Origin of the sequence: Saccharothrix lopnurensis, assembly GCF_042658445.1 — a bacterium.
Lineage (GTDB): Bacteria > Actinomycetota > Actinomycetes > Mycobacteriales > Pseudonocardiaceae > Actinosynnema > Actinosynnema lopnurensis.
In genome coordinates this window covers 153,746-174,570 of sequence record NZ_JBHSQO010000011.1, presented here as the reverse complement: position 1 = coordinate 174,570, position 20,825 = coordinate 153,746, and the positions used below count along the sequence as shown (strand labels likewise).

Annotated in this window: 19 protein-coding genes; 8 read left to right on the top strand and 11 right to left on the bottom strand. The window is 72.3% G+C overall.

The features are described 5' to 3' along the window. The first annotated feature begins 16 nt into the window (after window positions 1–16). Together ACFP3R_RS13630 and ACFP3R_RS13625 are read left to right on the top strand one after the other, a co-directional pair. Window positions 17–1,468 carry a hypothetical protein gene (locus ACFP3R_RS13630; RefSeq protein WP_380636082.1) on the top strand — a complete coding sequence of 484 codons (1,452 nt, stop codon included), beginning with the start codon at window positions 17–19 and terminating at the stop codon, window positions 1,466–1,468. Window positions 1,469–1,477: 9 nt separating this feature from the next. Continuing rightward, on the top strand, window positions 1,478–1,624 hold the full coding sequence (locus tag ACFP3R_RS13625) for a hypothetical protein (protein ID WP_380636080.1): 147 nt from the start codon (window positions 1,478–1,480) through the stop codon (window positions 1,622–1,624). On the opposite strand, the gene ACFP3R_RS13620 is transcribed toward ACFP3R_RS13625, so the two are convergent. The 4 genes from ACFP3R_RS13620 to ACFP3R_RS13605 are packed head-to-tail and all read right to left on the bottom strand — an operon-like array spanning window position 1,617 to window position 7,144. Continuing rightward, window positions 1,617–2,480 carry an ABC transporter ATP-binding protein gene (locus ACFP3R_RS13620; protein WP_380636078.1) on the bottom strand — a complete coding sequence of 288 codons (864 nt, stop codon included), beginning with the start codon at window positions 2,478–2,480 and terminating at the stop codon, window positions 1,617–1,619. The genes ACFP3R_RS13625 and ACFP3R_RS13620 overlap by 8 nt on opposite strands. After that, window positions 2,477–4,417, bottom strand: coding sequence for a dipeptide/oligopeptide/nickel ABC transporter permease/ATP-binding protein (locus tag ACFP3R_RS13615; RefSeq protein WP_380636076.1), 1,941 nt, complete (start codon window positions 4,415–4,417; stop codon window positions 2,477–2,479). Before ACFP3R_RS13615 ends, ACFP3R_RS13620 begins: the two co-directional genes overlap by 4 nt. A gap of 17 nt (window positions 4,418–4,434) precedes the next feature. Continuing rightward, complete coding sequence (locus ACFP3R_RS13610) at window positions 4,435–5,424, bottom strand: ABC transporter permease (RefSeq protein ID WP_380636074.1); 990 nt, start codon at window positions 5,422–5,424, stop codon at window positions 4,435–4,437. A 28-nt stretch (window positions 5,425–5,452) separates the two neighbouring features. After that, window positions 5,453–7,144, bottom strand: a complete 1,692-nt coding sequence (locus ACFP3R_RS13605) for an ABC transporter substrate-binding protein (protein WP_380636072.1) — start codon at window positions 7,142–7,144, stop codon at window positions 5,453–5,455. A 148-nt stretch (window positions 7,145–7,292) separates the two neighbouring features. On the opposite strand from ACFP3R_RS13605, the gene ACFP3R_RS13600 reads away from it, so the two are divergent. Next, complete coding sequence (locus ACFP3R_RS13600) at window positions 7,293–8,564, top strand: ROK family transcriptional regulator (RefSeq protein ID WP_380636070.1); 1,272 nt, start codon at window positions 7,293–7,295, stop codon at window positions 8,562–8,564. Window positions 8,565–8,715: 151 nt separating this feature from the next. Here ACFP3R_RS13600 and ACFP3R_RS13595 read toward each other — a convergent pair whose 3' ends face one another. Together ACFP3R_RS13595 and ACFP3R_RS13590 are read right to left on the bottom strand one after the other, a co-directional pair. Next, window positions 8,716–9,132: an Imm1 family immunity protein gene (locus ACFP3R_RS13595; RefSeq protein WP_380636068.1), complete on the bottom strand. Its 417-nt coding sequence runs from the start codon at window positions 9,130–9,132 to the stop codon at window positions 8,716–8,718. 631 nt (window positions 9,133–9,763) lie between these two features. After that, a complete protein-coding gene (locus ACFP3R_RS13590) occupies window positions 9,764–10,366 on the bottom strand; it encodes a hypothetical protein (RefSeq protein ID WP_380636066.1) in 603 nt (200 codons plus the stop codon). A 598-nt stretch (window positions 10,367–10,964) separates the two neighbouring features. Here ACFP3R_RS13590 and ACFP3R_RS13585 point away from each other — a divergent pair. Further along, on the top strand, window positions 10,965–11,339 hold the full coding sequence (locus ACFP3R_RS13585) for a hypothetical protein (RefSeq protein ID WP_380636063.1): 375 nt from the start codon (window positions 10,965–10,967) through the stop codon (window positions 11,337–11,339). 54 nt (window positions 11,340–11,393) lie between these two features. Here ACFP3R_RS13585 and ACFP3R_RS13580 read toward each other — a convergent pair whose 3' ends face one another. Beyond that, a complete protein-coding gene (locus ACFP3R_RS13580; protein ID WP_380636061.1) occupies window positions 11,394–11,969 on the bottom strand; it encodes a GNAT family N-acetyltransferase in 576 nt (191 codons plus the stop codon). 191 nt (window positions 11,970–12,160) lie between these two features. Here ACFP3R_RS13580 and ACFP3R_RS13575 point away from each other — a divergent pair, with 191 nt between their 5' ends. Together ACFP3R_RS13575 and ACFP3R_RS13570 are read left to right on the top strand one after the other, a co-directional pair. Beyond that, complete coding sequence (locus tag ACFP3R_RS13575; RefSeq protein WP_380636058.1) at window positions 12,161–13,018, top strand: helix-turn-helix domain-containing protein; 858 nt, start codon at window positions 12,161–12,163, stop codon at window positions 13,016–13,018. 34 nt (window positions 13,019–13,052) lie between these two features. Beyond that, on the top strand, window positions 13,053–13,172 hold the full coding sequence (locus ACFP3R_RS13570) for a DUF397 domain-containing protein (RefSeq protein ID WP_380636056.1): 120 nt from the start codon (window positions 13,053–13,055) through the stop codon (window positions 13,170–13,172). Window positions 13,173–13,176: 4 nt separating this feature from the next. Here the strand turns inward: ACFP3R_RS13570 and ACFP3R_RS13565 are convergent, their stop codons facing one another. Further along, on the bottom strand, window positions 13,177–13,812 hold the full coding sequence (locus ACFP3R_RS13565; RefSeq protein ID WP_380636054.1) for a ThuA domain-containing protein: 636 nt from the start codon (window positions 13,810–13,812) through the stop codon (window positions 13,177–13,179). A 131-nt stretch (window positions 13,813–13,943) separates the two neighbouring features. Here ACFP3R_RS13565 and ACFP3R_RS13560 point away from each other — a divergent pair, with 131 nt between their 5' ends. Then, a complete protein-coding gene (locus tag ACFP3R_RS13560) occupies window positions 13,944–15,293 on the top strand; it encodes a hypothetical protein (RefSeq protein WP_380636052.1) in 1,350 nt (449 codons plus the stop codon). Between the two features lie 7 nt (window positions 15,294–15,300). On the opposite strand, the gene ACFP3R_RS13555 is transcribed toward ACFP3R_RS13560, so the two are convergent. The 3 genes from ACFP3R_RS13555 to ACFP3R_RS13545 all read right to left on the bottom strand — a co-directional run bounded on the left by ACFP3R_RS13555 (window position 15,301) and on the right by ACFP3R_RS13545 (window position 19,452). Next, window positions 15,301–15,945 (bottom strand): TetR/AcrR family transcriptional regulator, encoded by a 645-nt coding sequence (locus ACFP3R_RS13555; protein WP_380636051.1) that lies wholly within the window; start codon window positions 15,943–15,945, stop codon window positions 15,301–15,303. 217 nt (window positions 15,946–16,162) lie between these two features. After that, entirely contained in the window at window positions 16,163–18,214 is a 2,052-nt protein-coding gene (locus tag ACFP3R_RS13550; RefSeq protein ID WP_380636050.1) for a tetratricopeptide repeat protein, read from the bottom strand. After that, window positions 18,211–19,452, bottom strand: a complete 1,242-nt coding sequence (locus ACFP3R_RS13545; RefSeq protein WP_380636048.1) for a hypothetical protein — start codon at window positions 19,450–19,452, stop codon at window positions 18,211–18,213. The genes ACFP3R_RS13550 and ACFP3R_RS13545 overlap by 4 nt, the downstream gene beginning before the upstream one ends. 601 nt (window positions 19,453–20,053) lie before the next feature. Between ACFP3R_RS13545 and ACFP3R_RS13540 the strand changes: the two genes are divergently transcribed. After that, entirely contained in the window at window positions 20,054–20,818 is a 765-nt protein-coding gene (locus ACFP3R_RS13540) for an MSMEG_6728 family protein (RefSeq protein WP_380636046.1), read from the top strand. Window positions 20,819–20,825 lie beyond the last annotated feature (7 nt).

Genomic DNA, 20,825 nt, shown 5'->3' with positions numbered 1-20,825 from the left:
CTCCCCGGGAGAACACGTGAACCACCCATCGCCCGGTACGCCACCCGCCGAGGGGCGCGGTATCGAGCGCGTCTCCAGGACAGAGACGATCCAGGACGCGGAGAAGAGGCTGACCGGGGAGGGAGTCCTGTGGGGACCGTTCGCCGCCCTGGTCGCCAAGTGGAAGGCCGCCGCGCTGGTGGCGGCGCAGGCCGCGCAGCTCAAGGACGAGGTGATGACCCGCGGCGCGCCCGCGGCCCCCGACGTCTTCTACCCGGCGCTGCCGCACAAGACTTTGTACGACGCGGTCCACGAGATCAGCGATCCCGGGGTGGTGGGCGAGTACGGCCAGGCGTGGAACAAGCTGGGCAACCACCTGGCCGAGTTCAACGACGCGATCATCAACGCCGTCAACACCAGCAGCACGAGGTGGACGGGCGAGAACGGCGACGCGGCCCGGAGCGCGCTGTTCGAGCTGGGGCGCAAGGTGGGCGATTCGGCGGTCTCGGCGCAGTTGGCCGGCACGCTGTTCGCCCAGCAGGCGGAGGCCCTGCAACAGGTGCGGGCCCAGGTCCCGCGGCCACCCGCCGAGCCGCTCGACCTCGCGGTGATCAAGCAGCGGTTGGCGAGGATCACCGACCCGTTCGAGCAGGCGCGGCAGGCGAGCGCCGACTACGCCGAGTACGAACGGCAGCTGCAGGCCCACCGGGACGCCGCCGATGCGGTGCGGGCCTACGACCACACCCTCGCCGAGACCTCCGCCGCCCAGCCCGCGTTCGCCCCGCCTCCACCCCCGTCCCCGCCGCCCCCGCACCAACAGCAGCAGCAGCCGATCTCCACCACCTACGGGAACCGGTCAGCGACCGAACACGGGCTTCCACCCACGCCCGGTGCCACCGACACCGCCCAGGCGCCATCGCACCAGAGCGGCACGACAGCTCCCCAGGGAGCGGCCGTCACCACGCCCGGCGGCGGCACGTCGACCACCCCCAGCGGTGTCGGACCGGGTCCGGTTGCCCCGCAGCCCGGGTACGCACCCGGTCACGGCAGCTCGGCGCACGCCAACTCCCCGTGGTCGCCCCCGGGCGGGTACGGCGGCGGGGTCGGCGGTCCCGGCTCGGCCAGGGGCATCAACGCCAGGCTAGCCGGCGGCGCCGGTCCGCACGCCGGCACGGGGTCTCCCACCGGCACGGGGTCGCGCGGTGGCCCAGGCCACCACGGCGGCGCGGGCGGGCCCGGTGCGGCCAGGAGCGCCAGTGGCGTCCTGGGCAACCCAGCCCACCCCGAAGCGGCCACCCGGGGTGCCGCGACGGCCCGTCCCGGCTCCGCGTCCGCCCTGCCCCCGGGCGGCGGGGCGATGCCGCCCGCCTCCGGCGGCAACGACGAGGACAAGGACCACGCAACCCCGTCCTACCTGCTCGAACCGGACCCCGAGGCCGTGTTCGGCAACACCGACGCGGTCGCACCCCCGGTGATCGGCGAGTGGTGACCCAGGCCCGTGGCCGTGCGCCCGTACCTCGACCAGCGGCACGCCGACGCCGTCGAGCGGCCCGTCCGGGCGCAGCGAGAGCAGGCTCACCGGCCCCGGCTCGACCCGCAGCGCGAGCCGGGGCCGGGGCCGGGCGACCGGGTCGGCGTCAGGTGACGGACTCCTCCCAGCGCCGGGTGTCGTGGTCGTACGCGGCGGCCGCGCCCGCCCGCTCGACCTCGGCCGGGTCGATGTCGAGGGAGCGGCCCCGCGCGTCCGGGTCGGGCGCGGCGGACGCCAGGATGCGGGTGTACGGGTGCTGCGGGTTGAGGATCACCTCGTCGGCGGGTCCCCGCTCGACCACGCGCCCCTTGTAGAGCACCAGGATGTCGTCGGAGAAGTGCCGGGCGGTGGCCAGGTCGTGGGTGATGTAGAGGACGGCCAGCTGCTCCTCGCGCTGCAACCGGGCGAGCAGGTTGAGCACGCCCAGCCGGATCGACACGTCGAGCATGGACACCGGCTCGTCGGCCACCACGACCCGCGCGCCGGGCGCCAGGGCCCGCGCGATGGCCACGCGCTGCCGCTGGCCGCCGGACAGCTCGTGCGGGCGGCGGTGGGCGACGTCGCGGCCGGGCAGCGACACGCGCTCCAGCAGCCGCACCACCTCGTCCCACCCGTGCGGCTTGCCGTGCAGCTTGAGCGGGCGCTCCAGGTGGTGGGCGATGGTGTGGAACGGGTTGAGCGAGGCGAACGGGTCCTGGAACACCATCTGCACGTGGTCGCGGTACCGCCGGTCGGCCACCCGCCGCCCGTCATCGCCGGTCACGGTGATGGACCCGGAGCTGGGCTTCTCCAGCCGGGCGATCATCCGCGCGATGGTGGACTTGCCGGAGCCGGACTCGCCGACCAGCGCGACCGTGCGGCCTGGCGTGAGGGTGAACGAGACGTGGTCCACCGCGCGCAGCCGCACCCGCCTGAGGCCGACCCGGACGTGGAAGTCCTTGACCAGTTCGTGCGCTTCCAGCGTGGTCATCGGACGCCTCCAGAGGGGGTCGGCCCAGAAGGGATCGGACCAGAAGGGATCGGACCAGAAGGGATCGGACCAGAAGGGATCGGACCGGAGGGGATCGGACCACCGGGCAGCCCGGCCACCCCGCCGGCTCCGGCGGGTTCGGCCCCGGCGGGTTCGGCCCGGTCGCCGGTCCGGACGAACGCGCCGCGCTCGCCGGTCAGGCTGGGGAACGATTCGAGCAGCTCGCGCGTGTAGGGGTGCGCCGGCCGCGCGTACACCTCCTCGGCGGTCGCGTACTCGACCACCTCGCCGTCCTTCATCACCGCGATGCGGTCGGCCAGTTCGAGCAGCAGCGGCAGGTCGTGGGTGATGAACAGGACGGCGAAGCCGATCTCGTCGCGCAGCCGCAGGATCTCCCGCAGGATGCCGCGCTGCACCACCACGTCCAGCGCGGTGGTCGGCTCGTCCATGATCATGACCTGGGGGTCGAGCAGCAGCGCCATGGCGATCACCACGCGCTGCCTCATGCCGCCGGACAGCTCGTGCGGGTAGGAGCGCAGCCGCCGCACGTCGACGCCGACGAGCCGGAGCACCTCCTCGCACCGCGCCCGGCGCTGCGCCCCGGTCATCCCCGGCCGGTGCGTGGTGAGCACGTCCTCCAGCTGCGCCCGGACGGTGATGACCGGGTTCAGCGCGTTCATCGCGCCCTGGAACACCATCGACAGCTTCGACCAGCGGAACTCCCGCAGCTCACCGGGCCCGAGCGCGAGCACGTCCAGGTCGTCGCCGTCGCGGTCGTGGAACGTGACCGAGCCGGTGGTGACCTCGGCCGGTGGCCGGTGCAGGCGGTTGATCGCGTAGGCGAGGGTCGACTTGCCGCAGCCGGACTCGCCGGCCAGGCCCAGGATCTCGCCGCGCCGCAGCGTCAGCGACACGTCCTTCACCGCGTGCACCGGCGTGCCGACCCGGTAGACCACGGACAGGTCGCGCACGGTCATCACGGCGTCGGCGTCGGCGTCGGTGCTCGCCACGGGCCCGGCCGCGCGGTCCGGCTCGGCGGCGCGACGGCGCGGGATGTCGCGCAGCTTGGGGTTGATGATCTCGTCGATGCTGAAGTTGACCAGCGACAGGCCGCAGCCGAACAGGGCGATGACCAGGCCCGGCGGCACGAACCACCACCACGCCTCGCGCTGGAGCGCGAAGCCGTTCTGGGCGTAGTAGAGCATCGTGCCCAGGGTCGAGGAGTTCGACGCGCCCAGGCCGAGGAACGACAGGCCCGCCTCGCTCAGGATCGCGTAGATGACCGCGAAGACGAACTGCGAGGCCAGCAGCGGCAGCAGGTTGGGCAGGATCTCGACGGTGATCACGCGCCACGGCTTCTCGCCGGACACCTTCGCCGCGGCCACGTAGTCGCGGTTGCGCAGCGACAGCGTCTGGGCGCGCAGCACGCGGGCCGACGCCGCCCAGCCGGTGATCGCCAGCACCACCGCGATGGTCCACGAGCCGCGCTGGTCGGCGGGCACGAACGCGGAGATCACGATCACCAGCGGCAGGCCGGGGATCACCAGCATGACGTTGGAGAACAGCGAGAACGCCTCGTCCACGTACCCGCCGACGTAGCTGCCGATGATGCCGAACAGCGCCGACAGGACGGTGGCCATCACGCCGACCAGCAGGCCGATGTAGAGCGAGCCGCGCGTGGCGGAGGCCAGTTGCGCCAGCACGTCCTGGCCGGTCAGCGTGGTGCCGAGGAGGAACTCGCCGCCCGGCGAGGTCAGGCCGAGGTCCCGGATGAGGTTTGGGTCGCCCAGCAGCAGCGGCCCGACCAGGCCGAACAGGGTGATCGCCACGATCAGGGCGAGGCCGATGCCCAGCTTGGGCGACCAGCGCGGCAGCATCGACCGCAGGCCCGAGCGTCCCCGGGGCGGCACGACGGTGGCCGGACTGAGGTTCGTCACGGTGTCCGTTCTCCTTCTCAGCCGCTGACGCGGGTGCGCGGGTCGATGACGGCGTACAGCAGGTCGACCACGAGGTTCGCGCCGAGCACGGCGACCGTGATCACCAGGAAGATGCCCTGCATCAGGGCGTAGTCGTTGTTCTGCACGGCCTGGAGCAGCTTCGAGCCGATGCCGGGGTAGGAGAACACCTGCTCGGTGATGACCGACCCGGACACCACGAAGCCCAGCGAGATGGCGAAGCCGGCCACCGAGGGCAGCACCGCGTTGCGGGCCGCGTACTTGATCATGATCCGCGAGTCGCGCAGGCCCTTGGCCCGCGCGGTCAGCACGTAGTCCTCGGCGGTGGCCGAGACCATCATGTTGCGCATCCCCAGCAGCCAGCCGCCGACCGAGGACAGCACGATGGTCAGCGCGGGCAGCGTGCCGTGGTAGATCGCGGAGCCGATGAAGTCCGCGTCCCAGCCCGGCGACAGGACCACGTCGTAGCCGCCGAGCAGCGGGAACCAGCCCAGGCCGGACGCCAGCGCCGCGGCCAGGATGAGCGCCAGCCAGAAGTACGGCACGGCGGCCAGCACGGTGGTGGCGGGCACCAGGCCGTCCAGCCAGGTGCCGCGCCGCCAACCGACGAACATGCCCAGCGCGATGCCGAGGACGAACGACAGGAACGTCGCGATGCCCACGAGCACGAGCGTCCAGGGCAGGGCCTCCCCGATGATCTGGGACACCGGGGTCGGGAACGCCGACACCGAGACGCCCAGGTCACCGCGGAACATGTTGCCCAGGTAGGACAGGTACTGCCGGGGGAGCGACTCGCTGCTGTTCCCGCCGAGCAGCAGCTCGTACGCCCGGCGGGCCGACGGGTCCACGGTCCCGCCCCGTTGGGCGAGCTTCGCCATGAGGATGTCCACCGGGTTTCCCGGCATCAGCCTCGGGATGAAGAAGTTCAGCGTCAGCGCCGCCCAGAAGGCGACCAGGTAGAACGCGAACTTCCGGACGTAGTACCTCATCGGTCCGCCAATCGGTTCTGGTGCCGGGTTACTGGCCCGCGGGCTTGAGCTTCAGGAAGATCTCCGAGTGCTCGGGCCGCGCCCAGACGGCCGGGAACGAGTAGAGGTCGTCCTGGGTCGGCCAGCCGGTGAACTTCTTGGCGTTGTACTCGCTGGTGGTGCCGGCGGTGAGGATCGGGATGTACGGGATCGACTTCTCGATCTCGGTCTGGATCGTGTCGAAGTACGGCTGGCGGGCCGCGTCGTCCTCCGGGTTCACGCCCTTGAGCGCGGTCAGCGCGCCGTCGACGGCGGGGTTGGAGAAGCGGGCGAAGTTCGGGTTGGCGACCTCGCCGACCTTGGCCGTGGTGGCGGTGCTGAAGAAGTAGGACGCGTTGTAGAACGGGTCGGGCGCGGGGCCCTGGTGCAGCGCGTCGATCAGCAGCTCGTACTGGCCGCGACCGCGCGAGTCGGACCACTCGTTCCAGGACACCTGCTGCGGCGTGATCTTGATGCCGACCTGCTGGAGCTGCTGGGCGATGGTCTCCACGGCGGTGATGTAGTCGGTCCAGCCGGCCACGACCTTGATCGTCATGGCGACGGGCTTGCCGTCCTTGGCGTAGACGCCGTCGGGGCCCTTGGCGTAGCCCGCGCCCTCCAGGGCGGCGGTCGCCTTGGCCACGTCCGGCTGCATCGGCGCGGAGCGCTCCTGGAGCTCGTCGGAGACGACCGGCTCGTCCCGCTCCAGCAGGGCGAACCCGGGCGAGATCTCGCCGGCGGTGTTCTCGAAGGCCAGCGAGTTGATCTGGGTGCGGTTCATGCCGTAGTACACGGCCTTGCGCACGGCCACGTCGGTCTGCGGGCCCTGGCAGCCCAGCTCGGCGTTGGAGCAGGTGAACAACGCGGCCTGGTTGAGCGGGATGGTGATGCCCTTGTAGCCGGGGTAGTTCTTCTCGATGTTGGCCATGTCCGGCACCGGGCCGGTCTGCCAGTCGATCTGCCCCTGCCGCAGCGCGGCCTCACCGGACTGGTTGCCCGACAGCGCGACGTAGCGGATGTTCTTCAGCGCGGGCTCGCCGGCCCAGTAGCCGGTGTTGGACTTGAGCGTGAACGCCTGGGCCTTGAAGTCGGCGAGCTGGAACGGGCCCGTGCCCACCGGCTCGGACACGACGTCGGTGGCGGGGGTGGCGATGTCCTTCCACCTGTGCTGGGGGACCATCCAGATCCGGCCGAGCACCTGCGGGCCCTCCATGAAGGAGGGTTCGGGGAACGTGATCGAGACGTGGGTGTCGTCGACCGCGGTGGCGACGCCCTTGTAGCCCGTGCCGTTCATGGACGGGTTGTTCTTGACCATGTCCAGGGTGAACACGACGTCCTCGGCGGTGAACTTCTCGCCGTCGGTGAACTCGGCGTCGTCGCGCAGCTCGACGTCCAGTCGGGTGCCGTCGGCGTTCCAGGTGAAGCTCTTGCCGAGGCGCGGCCTGGGCTCGACGTCGCGGACGTTGTTGAAGAAGAACAGGGGCTCGAAGATCGTGCCCGGTCCCTCCAGCATCGTCGGCGAGAACGGGTTGAAGTTCAGCTGCCAGTCGCCGGACTGGCCGGTGTACACGACGAGCGTGTCGGTGTTCCGGTCGCCGCCCGAGTCGTTCGACCCGCCGCACGCGGTCGCCAGCATGGCGACCGCGGCCAGTCCGGCCGCCGCCACGCGTGCCCGTGAGGAGCGCCTTGCCTTCAGGAACATCGTTGATTCCTCTCCTGGCCCAGGACCGGCCGCGGTCCCGCGTTGAGGCAGATTGTTAAGTCAACGAAGAAACGAAGTCAACACTTCCGCTTCATCTGCGGGTCAAGTTGCTACCCTTCGACCGACGACGAACCAAGACGGAGGCCACGTGAGCGGACCTGCGCGGGCGACCCACCACGCGAGCAGCAAGGCCGCCGTGCTCGACGTGATCCGCGCGGCGGGCACCATCAGCCGCGTGGGGCTGATCAACGCCACGGGCTTCACCGGCGCGACCATCTCCACCGTGGTCCGCAAGCTCATCGACGAGGGCCTGGTGGTCGAGACCGGCCGGGCCGAGTCCACCGGCGGCAAGCGCCGCGTGCTGCTCCAGCTCAACCACTCCTCCCGCTACGCGGTCGGGGTCCACCTGGACCACGCGGGCATCACCTACGTGCTCACCAACCTGGGCGGTTCCGTCGTCGCGCGCATCACGAGGGCGGGCGCGGGCGCGGCCGAGCCGCAGACCGTGGTGGAGCGCATGGCGGGCGAGGTGGACTCCCTCATCGAGGGCGTCGGCGTCGACCGGGTCCGCGTCCTCGGCCTGGGCCTGGTCTCCCCCGGGCCGCTCAACTCGACCACCGGCATGGGCCTGACCCCGCCGTCCATGCGCAAGTGGGAGGACTTCCCCCTCGGCGAGGCGCTGGAGCGGGCCACCGCGCTGCCGGTGGTGCTGGACAACGACGCCACCGCCGCCGCCCTGGGCGAGCACTGGTCCGGCGGCATCGGCGGCACGGCCACCTCGGCGGCCCTCTACATGGGCACGGGCATCGGCGCGGGCGTGGTGATCAACGGCATCACCTACCGGGGCACCAGCGGCAACGCCGGGGAGGTCGGCCACATCTGCGTGGACGCCAACGGCCCCGAGTGCTGGTGCGGGGCGCGCGGCTGCGTGGAGGTCCTGGCCGGTCCGGGCGCGGTCGTCGCCGCCGCCCGCGCCGACGCGGCCCTGGCCCGCGCCGCCGGCCTGACCGGCAGGCCCAGGTCGGTGTCGTCGGACTTCGCCGCGGTCAGCCGCGCGGCCCGCCGGGGCGACCCGTCGGCGCTGGCCATCCTGGGGCGCTCGGCCCGGTACATCGCCACCGCCGCCCGCACCCTGGCCAACATCATGGACCTGGAGGTGCTGGTGCTGACGGGGCCGAGCTTCGCCATCGCGGGGTCGGTCTACCTGCCGGTGGTCCGCGACGAACTCGACCGCGCCTTCTTCTCCCGTGCCGCCCACCGGGTCGACGTCCGCCTGTCCCGCTCGGCCGCCACCGCCTCCGCCATCGGCGGGGCGGCGCTGGTGCTCCAGTCCGAACTGGTGCCGCTGCACGAGGGCCTGCGCCTGCCCGAGAACCTGGCCGACTCCGAACCCGCGCCGCTGTCCGCCGAAGGGGCCTGAGAACCGGGGACGCCTGAGAACCGGGGACGCCTGAGAACCGGGGACGCCTGAGAACCGGGGACGCCTGAGAACCGGGGCGTTTGAGAACCGGGTGGCGCCACCGGTCGGCGTGGCCGCCACCCGATCCCGGACGGCCGCGCGGAACGGCCGATCAGTCGGTCTCGGCCCAGGTCATCCCGTCCGGTCGACCACCGCGGTTCGTCAGCAGTCCCCACAGGGCTTCGCGGACCAGGTCGAGCGGCACCTCGGCGTCCGCCGGGAACTCGTGGGACGTGCCGAAGTAGGCGAACGCGACCCCTTCGGGATTGGTCCGCTCCCCCTTCGCGTACCAGGTGCCGGCCTCACCGCTGTACCGCACGGCGCCGAGGCCGGTTCGGGCGCGGGCTCCGATGAGCAACTCGTGGTCGGGCAGTGCGTCGCTGCCCTCTTCGACGGCGTAAGCGGTGGCTGCGGCGTACGCCGGGCCGAGCGTCGCCAGCTCGTCGACGAAGGCGACGACGTCTTCGCGCGTGCGGAGGCGCTTCGGCTCCTGGTCGTGCCGGTAAGCCACGTCGAGCACGTACCCCACTGGCTAACGCTCCTTCCCGGTGTAGGACTTGACGCCGCCCGGCCAGTAGCGTCAGCTCCACCGATCTCCTGCACCTGCACGGCTACTTGCACCTCGACGTGGTCGGCCACCGCAAGGGTTCCCCACGCAGGAGCCAGCCCCGGGCGGCGTAAGCCCTCCGTCGACCCAGTACCCGAGGTCTTGCCGCCGAGGTCGCCCCGAACCGGGAGGATCTCGAACAGCTCGCCCACGAGCTCGGAGATCGGCTTGAGGTCGTCTGGTTCGGGCACCGCGGACAAATTTGTGGCCGATGGCTTCGCTCGTGGCACAACGGTGTGCGGCGCACCCCGCCCCTCAAGCAGATTCGCAGCCGCTGTCGCGAACTGCTGGATGCCGGTGAGCTGCTGTTGTAGCTCACCGATACCGTCAGCCACCTCCCTGAACAGGGCGGCGAGCCGGAGGAACTCGGCTGCTCGACGCGGTCGAGGCGGCGGACCACCAGGTGCTCGACCGGCGGGTCCGGGTGGGCACGGGGCCGCGACTGCGCATCGGGGGGCGGCCTACCTGCGGGCGGTCCGCGATCGCCGGAGGCAGCCGCCGCCCTTCGTGCCGCCGGCCCGACCGGGGTCCGGTCCGGCCCACCCCGGCCACCTCACCCCAGCGCGTGGAACGTCGCGGACGCGACGACGACCCCGAGCACCGCCCCCACCGCCACCTGCCCCGCCGTGTGGTCACCCAGGCGCACCCGCGACCACCCGACCAACGCCACCAGCACACCCGCCACGAGCGGCGAAAACCCGAACACGAACACCGTCGCCGTCGCCGCACCCGCCGCCGACGCCGCGTGCAGCGACACCTTCCACGCCAGGCTCACGACCAGCGTCACGGCCAGCCCCCCGAGCATGGACGCGGCCACGGAGGTCAGCTCCCGGTAGGCGTCCGCCCACAGCAGGAACACCATCCCGGAGACCACCGAGGCGAGCGTGATGAGGAACGGCAGCACGCGGTCCTCGCGGCGCGACACGTGCCGGTCGCTCCACCGCCCCGTGCGCACGCCCCAGATCAGCACCGCGTACGGCACGGCGACGGACAGGACCGCCGCCACCGCGCCGTGGAGCAGCCCGCCAATGTCCGGCCACGACGAGTGCCAGCCCACGGCGAGGAACAGCGCGACGCCGATGATGCCGGGCGCGGACACCTCGGTCACGGAGCGCGCGAACCACAGTGCGGTGAACCGGCTGGGGCTGACGGTCAACGGTCGACTCCTCGCTGTCGCGGACCCGCGGGGCGTCGCAGTGGTGGGACTCGCGCTGGAGTCCGACCCCGGCGGGCGCCTGCTCCACTCCCGGAGCACGATCCCGCGATCGCGACCACGGCGACCACCACTCGCCCGGATCTGCGCCCACCGGTCGACATCGCCCCCGCCCCGGCCGTGACCGGAAATCCACTGGAAGGTGGAATTCCGTGTTCACACCAGCAGGAACATGGTCGTGACACCTCGTCCGCCCGGTCAACTCGGAATAGACGTTTCACCCGGAAGGAGGTGGGAGGTCGAACCACCCTCGTCAACGGGATTCGGATTGGTCCCGCGAAGTCCCGGTCGCGGGCGGCGCGACCACCGGTGGCGACCGGGTCCGCCGGTCCGGACGCGGTTCCCACCGCACGCCGACCGGGCGGGTGCGGCTGTTCGCCGGCGTCGCGGTGGGGCAATGGTCCCAACCCGCTGCTGCCCCCGGCGCTTTTTTCCACGGTTTCGTATCAGTGGTCCGCCGACATGATCCGAGGATCGTCAAGTGTTCCGTCAGGGGTGAGTCGACACCGCCTCACCCTCCCCGCCCTGCGACGGGAGAACCATGTCGAGATCGGTTCGTTTGGTGATGGCCGCCCTGCTGGCGCTGGGGGCGTTGACCGGCTGGACCACGACCGCGATGGCGGCCGACGAACGGGACGGGATCACCGTCCCGCTCACCCCGAACGCCCCCAGTTCGGGCCGGGCCGAGTCGAGAGCCCTGTACTGCACCTACACCTACACGCCCGGCACGTACGCGGTGGCCTCGGCGCGCTGCTACCACACCGGCCCCCTGCCCAGCCGGGGCTACACCCTCGGCGCGATGTGCGGCGACGGGAGCACGGTGTACGGCGAGCCGACCATGTACGGCTCGCCCGGATCGGTGAGCTGCCCCGGTTACACCGGCATCCGCAGGCTCAGCCTGGTGCCGATGTACTGACGGGGTGACGCCGCTCGCGCCGGGACCCCGACCCCGGTGCGAGCGGCGGTCCGGTCACCGGCCCCGCGCCCAGTCCGCCCGGGTCAGCTCGTACTCGACCTCGCCGTGCTCGGCGCCCTCGATCACCTCGGGCCAGTCCCCGGTGAAGGTCCGCCGGAACCCCAGCCCCGCCTTCTCCATCACCCGCCGGGACGCGGTGTTGACCGCCATGGTGTTCGCGGTGACCCGCTCCACCCCCAGCCCGGTGAACCCCTTGTCGACCAACGCCCGCGCCCCCTCCGTGGCCAACCCCCGGCCCCAGGCGGCCCGGTTCAGCCGGTAGCCCAGCTCGACCTCGGCGGCGCTGTGCTCGACGAGCGGGCGGAACTCGAACCAGCCCAGGAACGCCCCGCCGGCCCTCTCCTCAGCGGCCCTCTCCTCGGCGGCCCAGTAGCCACGGGTGCCCAGGCACGGGTGGTCGTGCAGCAGGCGCGGGAGGGTGCGGGTGCGGATCGCCTCGCGACTGGTCGGCCTGCCACCGGTGAGGAAGCGCATGACCTCCGGATCGCCGTCCAGCGCGAAGAGGTGGTCGGCGTCGGCGTCGGTGAACGGGCGCAGCACGAGCCGTGCGGTTTCCAGGAAGACGTGCACGCGGCGATCCTCGCCGCCGGCGGGACAGGACGCCACTCCATTTCGTTGCGCGTGCGCAACAAAATGAATTGTACCGCCGGGGAAAATCCTCGAACAGGCCAATAGTTGACCCGGGGTACAACTGTGATCCCATGGGGTGGAATAGAACGTTTCGGCTGGTAGAGCGGTTGCGAACGCCCTAGCGTGACCGCATGGATTCCCGTGAGTCGAATGCGTTGAGCCGCGAATTGGGTGATGCCCTCAGGAGGGCGCGCCGACGGTCCGAGGTGAGGTTCGGAGCCCTCGTGGAGGAATTGGGGTGGTCCGCCGGCAAGGTGTCGAAGCTGGAGCGCGGGACGCGCGGCACCAGCCCCGTGGACATCGCCCGCTACGTCGGCCACCTCCGCACCGACCAGCCCACCTACGACCACATCATGGGCTTGGCCCAAGAGCCGAACACGGGTCACCTCGTCCGGCCCCACGAGCTGGCGGTGCCCGACTCCCTGAGGGCACTGCTCCTCCACGAGCAGACCGCCAGGATCATCTGGTCCTACCAGGTCATCATGATCCCCGGACTCCTCCAGACCATCGACTACGCCTGCGCGCTCATGAACAGGACCGACGGCGAGCACCGCGCGGCCGAACGCGTGGCCCGGCAGAGGATCTTCGACAACCCGAGGCCGCCCGAGGGCCGGTTCTTCGTCCACGAGGCGGCCTTGCTGCGCGTGGTGGGTGGCGCGCAGGTGATGTACGAGCAGATGCTGCAACTGCTGTTCCGGGACGGGGTGCGACTGGTGCCCTTCGCCGCTTCGCTGCCGGCGTCGCTGAACTCGGGCTTCAGCTTCATGAACTTCACCGACCACCCACCCGTCTCCTACGTCGAGTCCGGGCCGGTGGCGCTGTTCTCGGACGCCGTCGAGACCACCGACCTGTTCGGGCAGTGCTGCAACGATCTCGACCTGGTGGCGGTGAGTGAGGAAGAATCGCGGTCGGTGTTCGCCGAGTGGGCGGACCGCTACGACCGACTGCGGGAGGAACAGAGTGCACCAGGAGGCGAAGCAGTGGCGTAAGAGCAGCTACAGCGGCGGAGCGAACACGGAGTGCGTGGAAGTGGCGTTCGCGCCGGAGGGGGTGGGCGTGCGGGACTCCAAGAACACCGCCCCGCACCTGGCCTTCACGCCCACCACCTGGCGCGCCTTCCTCCGGGGCACGCCCGGCCGCTGACGCTTCACGCGCGCCCGGCCGCCCACAGCAGGCCGCGCTCGACCACGGTCCGCACCTGCGGCACCGCCAGGTCGGCCGGGAAGTGCCCCAGCGTGCAGGCGAACACGCGCCCCGCGCCCCACCGCCGCGTCCACACCGCAGGCACGGTCAGCGGCGCGTGCCACGGGTCCTCGGGGGCGAACGTGGTGGTCGCGTGCACGTCGTTCAGCCCATCGGTGAGCACCCAGTACTGCTCGGTCCGCACGGTGAACCCGCTCAACCCGGCCACCACCGGGTGCGTGGAGACGATCTCCACGCGGTGCTCGACGAAGTCGCCGGGGTGGGCGACGAACTGGCCGCCCACCATCCGCACGTACCCGCGCGAGTGCCGGAAGGCGTCCACCAGCCCGCCGTGCCACCCGGCCAGCCCGGTACCGGCGCGCACCGCCGCCTCCAGGTGCCCGAACTGCTCGTCGGTCAGCTCGCCGTCGCTCCAGCACTGGAGGACGAGGCCGTAGTCCGACAGCGACGAGTCGTAGACCTCCAGCGTGTCCGACACGTCCACCGCGAACCCCGACGAGCGCAGGAACGGCAGGAACGCGTCCGTCGCCTCCACCGGCGAGTGCCCGTCCCAGCCGCCTCGAACCACGAGTGCCTTCACACCCCGCACCCTAGGCCGGCGGGGCGGGGTCACCTGATCGACGGAGCGGTGGAACGGGATGGACGATCGACGCGGGACCACCGGTCCAGGAGAATCGACCCACCACACCACCGAAGCGAAACGAGCGGTCCGTGCGGGAAGACCAGCGGCAGCCACCGGTGGAGCGGCACCGGTCGCACTCGGCCGCGCGCCCCACCGCCGGGACCGGCGGCCGCCCTCCCGAGCAGGAGTTGCTGCGGTTGCAGCGGACCGCCGGCAACCGCGCCGTCCGCCGGCTCGTGGCCCACGACCCCGTCCCGGTGCAGCGGCGCTTCGCGAGCGCGGACATGCCCCTGGGCGTGGAGCTGTCGGCGGAGGTGCAGCAGCGCCTGCCCGCCGCGCTCGCGGCGCTCGGCGTCCCCCTGCCGGCCGACCTGCGCGGCAGGCTGGCGACCGCGATCGCGGACGAGCAGCTGCACCCCCTGCCGGCCTGGCTCGCCGCCAACGGCATCGAGCCGAGCGCCGAGGACGTGATCAAGAAGGCGACGGAGTTGGCGGCGGAGCACGGGAGCGGGACGACCGCGCCGCCTTCCGCCTGGGAGGTCCACGGCGCCTCGGCCGAGAACGGCAAGCTCGTCGAGCGGGACGCACCCGCCCGCACCGTCTTCTGGGCGAAGAGGGACCGCGCCGTCGAGCTGTGGGGCCGGAAGTGGTTGTTCGGCGACCGCAACCCGCTCGCGACGCGGCCGCGGGTGAGGTTCGTGGTCCTGCTGCCCATGGGGTTTCCGCCCTCGGCGCGCGAGCGGTTGGCCGCCGCCCTGGACGTGCCGCTCGCCGAGGTCCTCTTCACGAACGCGGGTTCCCTGTCGCCGGCCCCGGGCAAGCCGAGCGCGGAGTTCGTGGACGAGGGCGGGCAACGCAGGTTCCCGTCGGCCGCGGAGAAGCTGCGGCCGGCACTGGACACCGTCCGCGACTACCTGGCGGGCCTCGGGCTGACCCGCATCGACGAACAGGCGGTCGAGAAGTGGTTGGCGACGGCCGGGGTGACGGCGCGGGACAAGACGGCGTTCGCCGGTCCCGGCGTGATCGACGCGGCCAACGTGGAGGGGCAGACCACCCCGGAGGCGCGCGGGTCGCGGAACGTCGTCCTCAACACCGACAACCACACCTGGGGCACCCTCGTGCACGAGCTGTTCCACGTGCTGGAGCACCCGGACGTCATGAACTTCTCGTTCGACAACCCGATCGGGGCGGACCTCCAGGAGGGCATCACCGAGTTCTTCACCTCCGAGGCGACCGGGTTCGACGTCAGGACCGACCACGCGAAGAAGTCGACGATGTACCTGAGGGCCACCGAGTTCGTCCGCGACGAGGTCGGCGCGGGGCGCATCGCGCGGGCCGAGCTGGTGGAGATCTACTTCAACGGGATCGGCGGCGCCGTGCTCGACCGGGCCCGGGAGTTCGGCAAGAGGTGGGAGGACCAGCGGGACGGTCGCTCCTAGCGGGCCGTCAGTCCCGCGTGGACCGCGCCACCAGCCCGGCGAGCTGGTTGACCAGCGCCTCGGCCAGCCCGGTCGCGAACAGCTCGGCGGGTTCGGGCGAGCCCAGCTCGCGCAGCGCCCGCGCCACCGCCTCGGTCGGGTCCGCCCGGGGCCACAGCCCGGCCGCGAGCACCACCACGGCGTCCGCGAAGTGCCGCGCCGCGTCCTCGTCGAGCACCGGCAGGAGGGCGCGCACCAGGTCCGCGAGCCGCGTCGAGTGGGTCGCCGCCCGGCCCTTGAGCCGGCGGGCGCGCTCGACGGTGATGTTGCGCTCCAGGACGCCCGCGTGGCCGAACAGCTCGGCCAGCGTCCGCCGCCCGGCGAGGGAGGAGGCGAGGGCGGTGGCCACGGCCGCCTCGTCGCCGGTGGGGGGCTCGGCGTCCAGGGCGTCCAGCCAGGCGCCCCACTCCTCGTCGAGCACCTCCAGGAAGACCGCCTCCCGGCTGTCGAAGTAGCGCAGCACGTTCGACTTGGCCAGCCCGACCCGGCAGCTCAGCTCGCGCAGGCTGATGTCGGCGAGGGGTTGTTCCCGGAGCAGGGCGCGGGCCGCCTCCAGGATCGCGCGCCGCCGCTGCTCGACCTGCTCGGGTCGCCGGGCGCGCTGGAACTCCACCCGGTCACCCTAACCACCCGGCGGTCCGTTGTTCGGCTGAGCGGAGGTGGGGCGGGACCGCGGTGGCGCGGGGCGCGGAAGCGAGGCGCGGCGCGCGGGGCCGAGGCCGGGGCGCGGGGCGAGGCGAGGCACGGAAGCGGGGGCGTGAGGGGGCGGAGAGCGCGCGAGCGCGGCACCGGCCACCCCCCGCCCGTGGCCGGTGCCGCGCTCCGCACCACTACGCGTGCGCCAGGCAGTGGTCCAGCCGGTCCCGCGCGTCCTCGTCCCCGGTCGCGTCGAGCACCACCCGGTAGTCCGCCGCGGCGGCGTCGAACCGCCCGGCCTCCTCCAGCACCACGGCCCGGTTGAACCGCACCTCCGGCAGGTCCGACAACCCCACCGCGCGGTCGAAGTCGGCCAGCGCCCCCTCCAGCTCACCGGACTCGTAGGCCAACTGCGCCCTGATCGCCCAGCCCTGGTGGAAGCCCGGGTCGGCCTCGACCACCTCGGACACCTCCCGCCGCGCGCCGGCCAGGTCTCCGCGAGCCGCCAGCACCCTGGCCCGCACGCACCGCAGCGACAGCGCCAGCGCCGGGCTCACCTCGTCCGGCACGGCCTCGACGTCGGCCTCCGCGCCCGTCAGGTCGTCCAGGTCGCACCGCAGCTCGGCCCGCGCCAACCTCGCCTCCACGTGCGCGGGGTCCAGCTCCAGCACCACCGAGAACTCGCGCAGCGCCCCCTCCGCGTCACCGAGGGCCAGCCGCGTGTCGGCCAGGTTGTAGTGCACCTCCGGGAACGGCGGCGACAGCGGCAGCACCCGCTCGAACGCGGCCAGCGCCTCCTCGTCGCGCCCCAGCTTCCGCAACATGCTGCCGACGTGGAAGTGGTGCTCGGGGAAGTCCGGGTCCAGCTCGGCCACCGCCGAGTAGTCGGCCAGCGCCTCCTCGGCCCGCCCGGTCATCGCGTACACCTGGGCGCGGTTGTAGCGCAGGACGGACCGGTGCAGCGCGTGCTCGCCGGGCTCCAGGTCCGCGTCGAGCCGGGCCATGCCCTCCTCCAGCAGCCGCAGCGCCTCGCCCGGGTTGCCCTGCCGCACCTCGACCAGCGCCAGCCCGTTGCGGCTGAACACCGAGTGGAAGGCCCGCTCCTTGGGGTCGCCCAGCTGGTCCGCGATGGCGATGGCGAGGTTCATCCAACCCCGGGCCCGCTGGAAGTCGCGCCGGTCGGCGGTGAAGTGCCGCGCGTAGAGCATGGCGCTGCCGTAGGCGAGGTTCATGTGGACCAGCGGGTCCGCGGTCGCCGCGCGGGCGTCGTAGTAGATCTCCTCGGCCTCGTCGGCGCGGCCCACCGAGGCCAGCGACGTGCTGGAGCCCTCGGTGAAGTGCCACCACAGCCGGGGGTCGGCGCTCCGGTCCACCGCGGCCCGCCCGCGCTTGCCCAGCTCGGCGGCGGCCTGGTAGAGCCCGACCTTGCGGCAGTGGTCCATCGCCGCCCGCAGCTCCTCCGCGCCGCCGCCGGAACCGCGCTCGGCGTGGAACGGGATCGCCCCGAGCGTCCACGACTTCTCGCCGCGCGCCACCAGCTCGGCCAGCCGGGCGTCGTGCAGCTCGGTCCTGCGCTCCGGCGACAGCGCCTCGTACTCGGCCAGGGCGCGCGGGTCGTCGGTCGCGCCGTCGCTGTCCACATAGGACTCGAACGGCCCCTCCGGCGCGCTCTCCGCGGCGTCGACCGGGGTGGCGTGCGCCTCCAGCTCGGCCCGCATCGACACCGCCAGCTCACCGCGCGGGTCGACCAGCGGTTCCGCGCCCGTGCCGACGACCACGGTCAGCAGCGGCAGGTCCGCGCGCCGCAGCAGGACCGCGACCAGCTCCTGGTCGGTCGGGTCGGCGTGGTGGGCGTTGTCCACGACCAGCGTGCGGGGCTCGTCGAGCACGACCCGCAGCAGCTCCGCGATGCCGTTGGCGACGTTCAGCGTGTGCAGCCGCGAGTAGAACCGGGTGCGCTCCTCGTCGGAGACGGTCCACTCCATGCTCGACCACGCCTGCGGCACCAGGTCGGCCAGCTCGGGCGCGGCCGTGGCGACCTCGATGTTGTGCCGGACCGCCAGCTCCGGGTGCGCGGCGAACGCGGCCGGCGCGATCTGCCGCAGCAGCGAGCCGGCGGCCGAGTACGGGCCCCGCCGCCGCTGGTGGGCGTCGACGACGGCCAGCACGGGCGGCAGGTCCAGCCCGGCGAGCGCGCGGGCCCGGTCGGTGGCGCGGTGGGCGCGGATCCAGAGGTGACCGGTCATGAGACACGTCCTTTCTCCCGGACGCGGCCACGACGGCGGTCGCGCAGGGCCAGCAGTCCGTAGACCGCGATGGGGATCAGCGAGAAGGCGAGGAACACCGTCGAGTCCAGGACCTGGGTCGCGGTGCCGCCGTCGGTGAAGCGGGTGAACACGCCGCTGAACATGAACCAGGTGACCGGCAGCACCGCCAGCGCGAGCGTGGTGAGGCTGATCGCGTAGCCGACCGGCACCAGCCACGCGTACCAGTGCGCCACGCGCCGGTCCACGGGGTGCCAGGCCGTCTCGTCGCGCAGCCGGTCGGTGCGGCCGAGCAGCCGGTTGACCCGGTTGGCCAGCGTGCCCTTGACCGCGCCGTGCAGGTCGACGCAGCCGAGCACCGTGCTGACCAGCACGTAGAGGTCGGTGCGCAGGTAGAAGGAGAACTGCCAGGCCACCCGCAGCAGCGTCGCGAACGACACGGCCAGGCAGAACCGGCCCGCGAGCGACAGGGAGCCGTCGGGCGCGCGGGTGAGGTCGGCCAGCACGGTGAGCGCCGCCATGGCCAGCACGTCGGCGAGCATCCCGGCGAGGATCGGCAGGTAGCGCTGCCGGCGGGGCACGGTGACCAGGCTGTCCATCGACGTCTCCAGCACGATGAAGTACAGCCGCCGCCCGATGCTCAGCCGGGACGGCAGGCCCAGCCTGCGGCCGGCCAGCGCGTGGAACGACTCGTGCAGGAGCAGCAGCGGCACCGCGGCCACGAACAACGTCGCCTGGATCACCGAGTAGTAGTCGATGTAGAAGATGTGCCGAAAATTCGGGCGCAATTCGGGAGCCCGTACCGCCGCGACCACGGCCCAGACCACCAACAAACCGTATGCGGTGAAAGCGACCCGGGAGAACAGGGCCTGGCCGAGCCGCTGCCAGCGCACCGGCGGCAGCGCGCCGGGCGGTCCCGGGGATTGTTCGGGGGTGTCTCCGGCCGCGCCTTCACGGGCGCCTTCGGCAGCGCGCACGAATTCGAGCTCGTGCAGCACGCCGACCACGTCGTCGATGTCGACCGCCTCGCCGTAGCGGCCCTCGTACCACCGGGCGGCCTGCGCGGGCGCGACGCCCTCGGCGAGCTTGCGCACCAGCTCGGCCCCGTCGGGAGGGAAGACCGCGTAGGACTCGATGTCCCGCCGCCCCACGGTCACGTCGTCGCCGTCCTCCAGGTACACCAGGGGGTGCAGGGCGAGCGGTTGTTGCAGGTCGTACACGTCGTACTCCCGGTGGGGCGCTGCGGTGACGGAAGGGCCGGGCGCGGTGACCGCGCCCGGCCCCGGAACCGGTCCGATCAGCTGGCGGGCAGCGTCGGGACCTTGTACTGCGAGCAGGCCGCCGCGGTCAGGCGAACCGGGCCGACCTTGCGGACGGTGATCTTCTTCATCTTCGGCTTCATGTGGTCACACCTCTCAAATCGGTGGAGCAGGGCGCGCGGAACCGACCCCCGGGGTTGACCGAGAATTTTCTCGAGCGCTTTCGGTTATCCCGCGACCCGACTTTCCGGCGGGGACACGGGACGACTGTAAGGACCATCGGTATCAGAAGCGATAGTCCGGAAGAGTGGTCACATCGGGCCACGATCTTCATTGTTCGACGTGACCGCGAATGGACTTCGGAGGGCTTCCGGGGCGAGCCATCAGGTTTTCCGCTGGGGCATTCGACCCAGCGGTTCCGGCATTCGCCGCGCGGCCGGCCGTTCGCCGTACGGCCGGCGCGACGAACGGCCGTACGGCGGCGTGCAACTTTGCCGCGCGGCGACCACACGATGTAGCGACACCACGCTTGGCGACCGCCCGGCGGGGGTAGACGGCACGGGTGCAGACGTTCCTGCCGTGCCCCACGTTCGGCCGCAGCGCCGCCGCCCTGGACACCCGGAGGCTGGGCAAGCAGCGGGTGGAGACGCTCCAGGTGCTCCGCGCGCTGGTGTGGCCCGAGTACGGGTGGAAGCGGCACCCGGCGGTGGTGATGTGGCGCGGTTTCACCCCGGCCCTGGTCTCCTACGGGGTGGCGGTGTGCGACGAGTGGCGGCGGCGCGGGCACCGGGACGGGGTGCGCGCGGTCCTGCTCGACTACCACGGCGGGCGCGAGCCGACCTGGTCGTGGTGCCTGGAGGAGGGCCTGCTGCCGCCGTGGCTCGGGGACGCCGAGCTGCACCGCAGCCACCAGTCCTCCCTGATCCGCAAGGAGCCGGAGCACTACGCCCCGCTGTTCCCCGGCGTGCCCGACGACCTGCCCTACGTGTGGCCCGGCCCGTCCTACCCGGAGGAGGTGCCCGAGACGCCCGGCCTGGTCGCCTGGCGGCTCGACCTGCCGCCGCTGCCCGACGAGCACCTGCCGCCCGCGCCGCCGCTGGACCACCGCCCCGGTCCGTCCGTCGCCCGGGTGCCCACGGAGGCCGACCTGGAGGCGATGCGGTCCGAGGCGGAGGACCCGAGGCAGGTCCGCTTCTTCCGGCGCGGGCAGCCGCTGCCGGCTCCGACCGGCAGGTTCACCCTCCAGGTGGGCTCCTCGGACGAGGTCCCGGAAAGAAGTTCGGCGGAGGTGTCGATCCGGTGGGGTCGCCGTTCGACGAAGGGGTGAGACCACC

Bases quoted from the DNA above. Each gene is read 5' to 3' on its own strand.
- ACFP3R_RS13620 (WP_380636078.1), bottom strand. From the start codon at position 2,480: ATGACCACGCTGGAAGCGCACGAACTGGTCAAGGACTTCCACGTCCGG.
- ACFP3R_RS13610 (WP_380636074.1), bottom strand. From the start codon at position 5,424: ATGAGGTACTACGTCCGGAAGTTCGCGTTCTACCTGGTCGCCTTCTGG.
- ACFP3R_RS13605 (WP_380636072.1), bottom strand. From the start codon at position 7,144: ATGTTCCTGAAGGCAAGGCGCTCCTCACGGGCACGCGTGGCGGCGGCC.
- ACFP3R_RS13585 (WP_380636063.1), top strand. From the start codon at position 10,965: ATGTCGAGATCGGTTCGTTTGGTGATGGCCGCCCTGCTGGCGCTGGGG.
- ACFP3R_RS13575 (WP_380636058.1), top strand. From the start codon at position 12,161: ATGGATTCCCGTGAGTCGAATGCGTTGAGCCGCGAATTGGGTGATGCC.
- ACFP3R_RS13550 (WP_380636050.1), bottom strand. From the start codon at position 18,214: ATGACCGGTCACCTCTGGATCCGCGCCCACCGCGCCACCGACCGGGCC.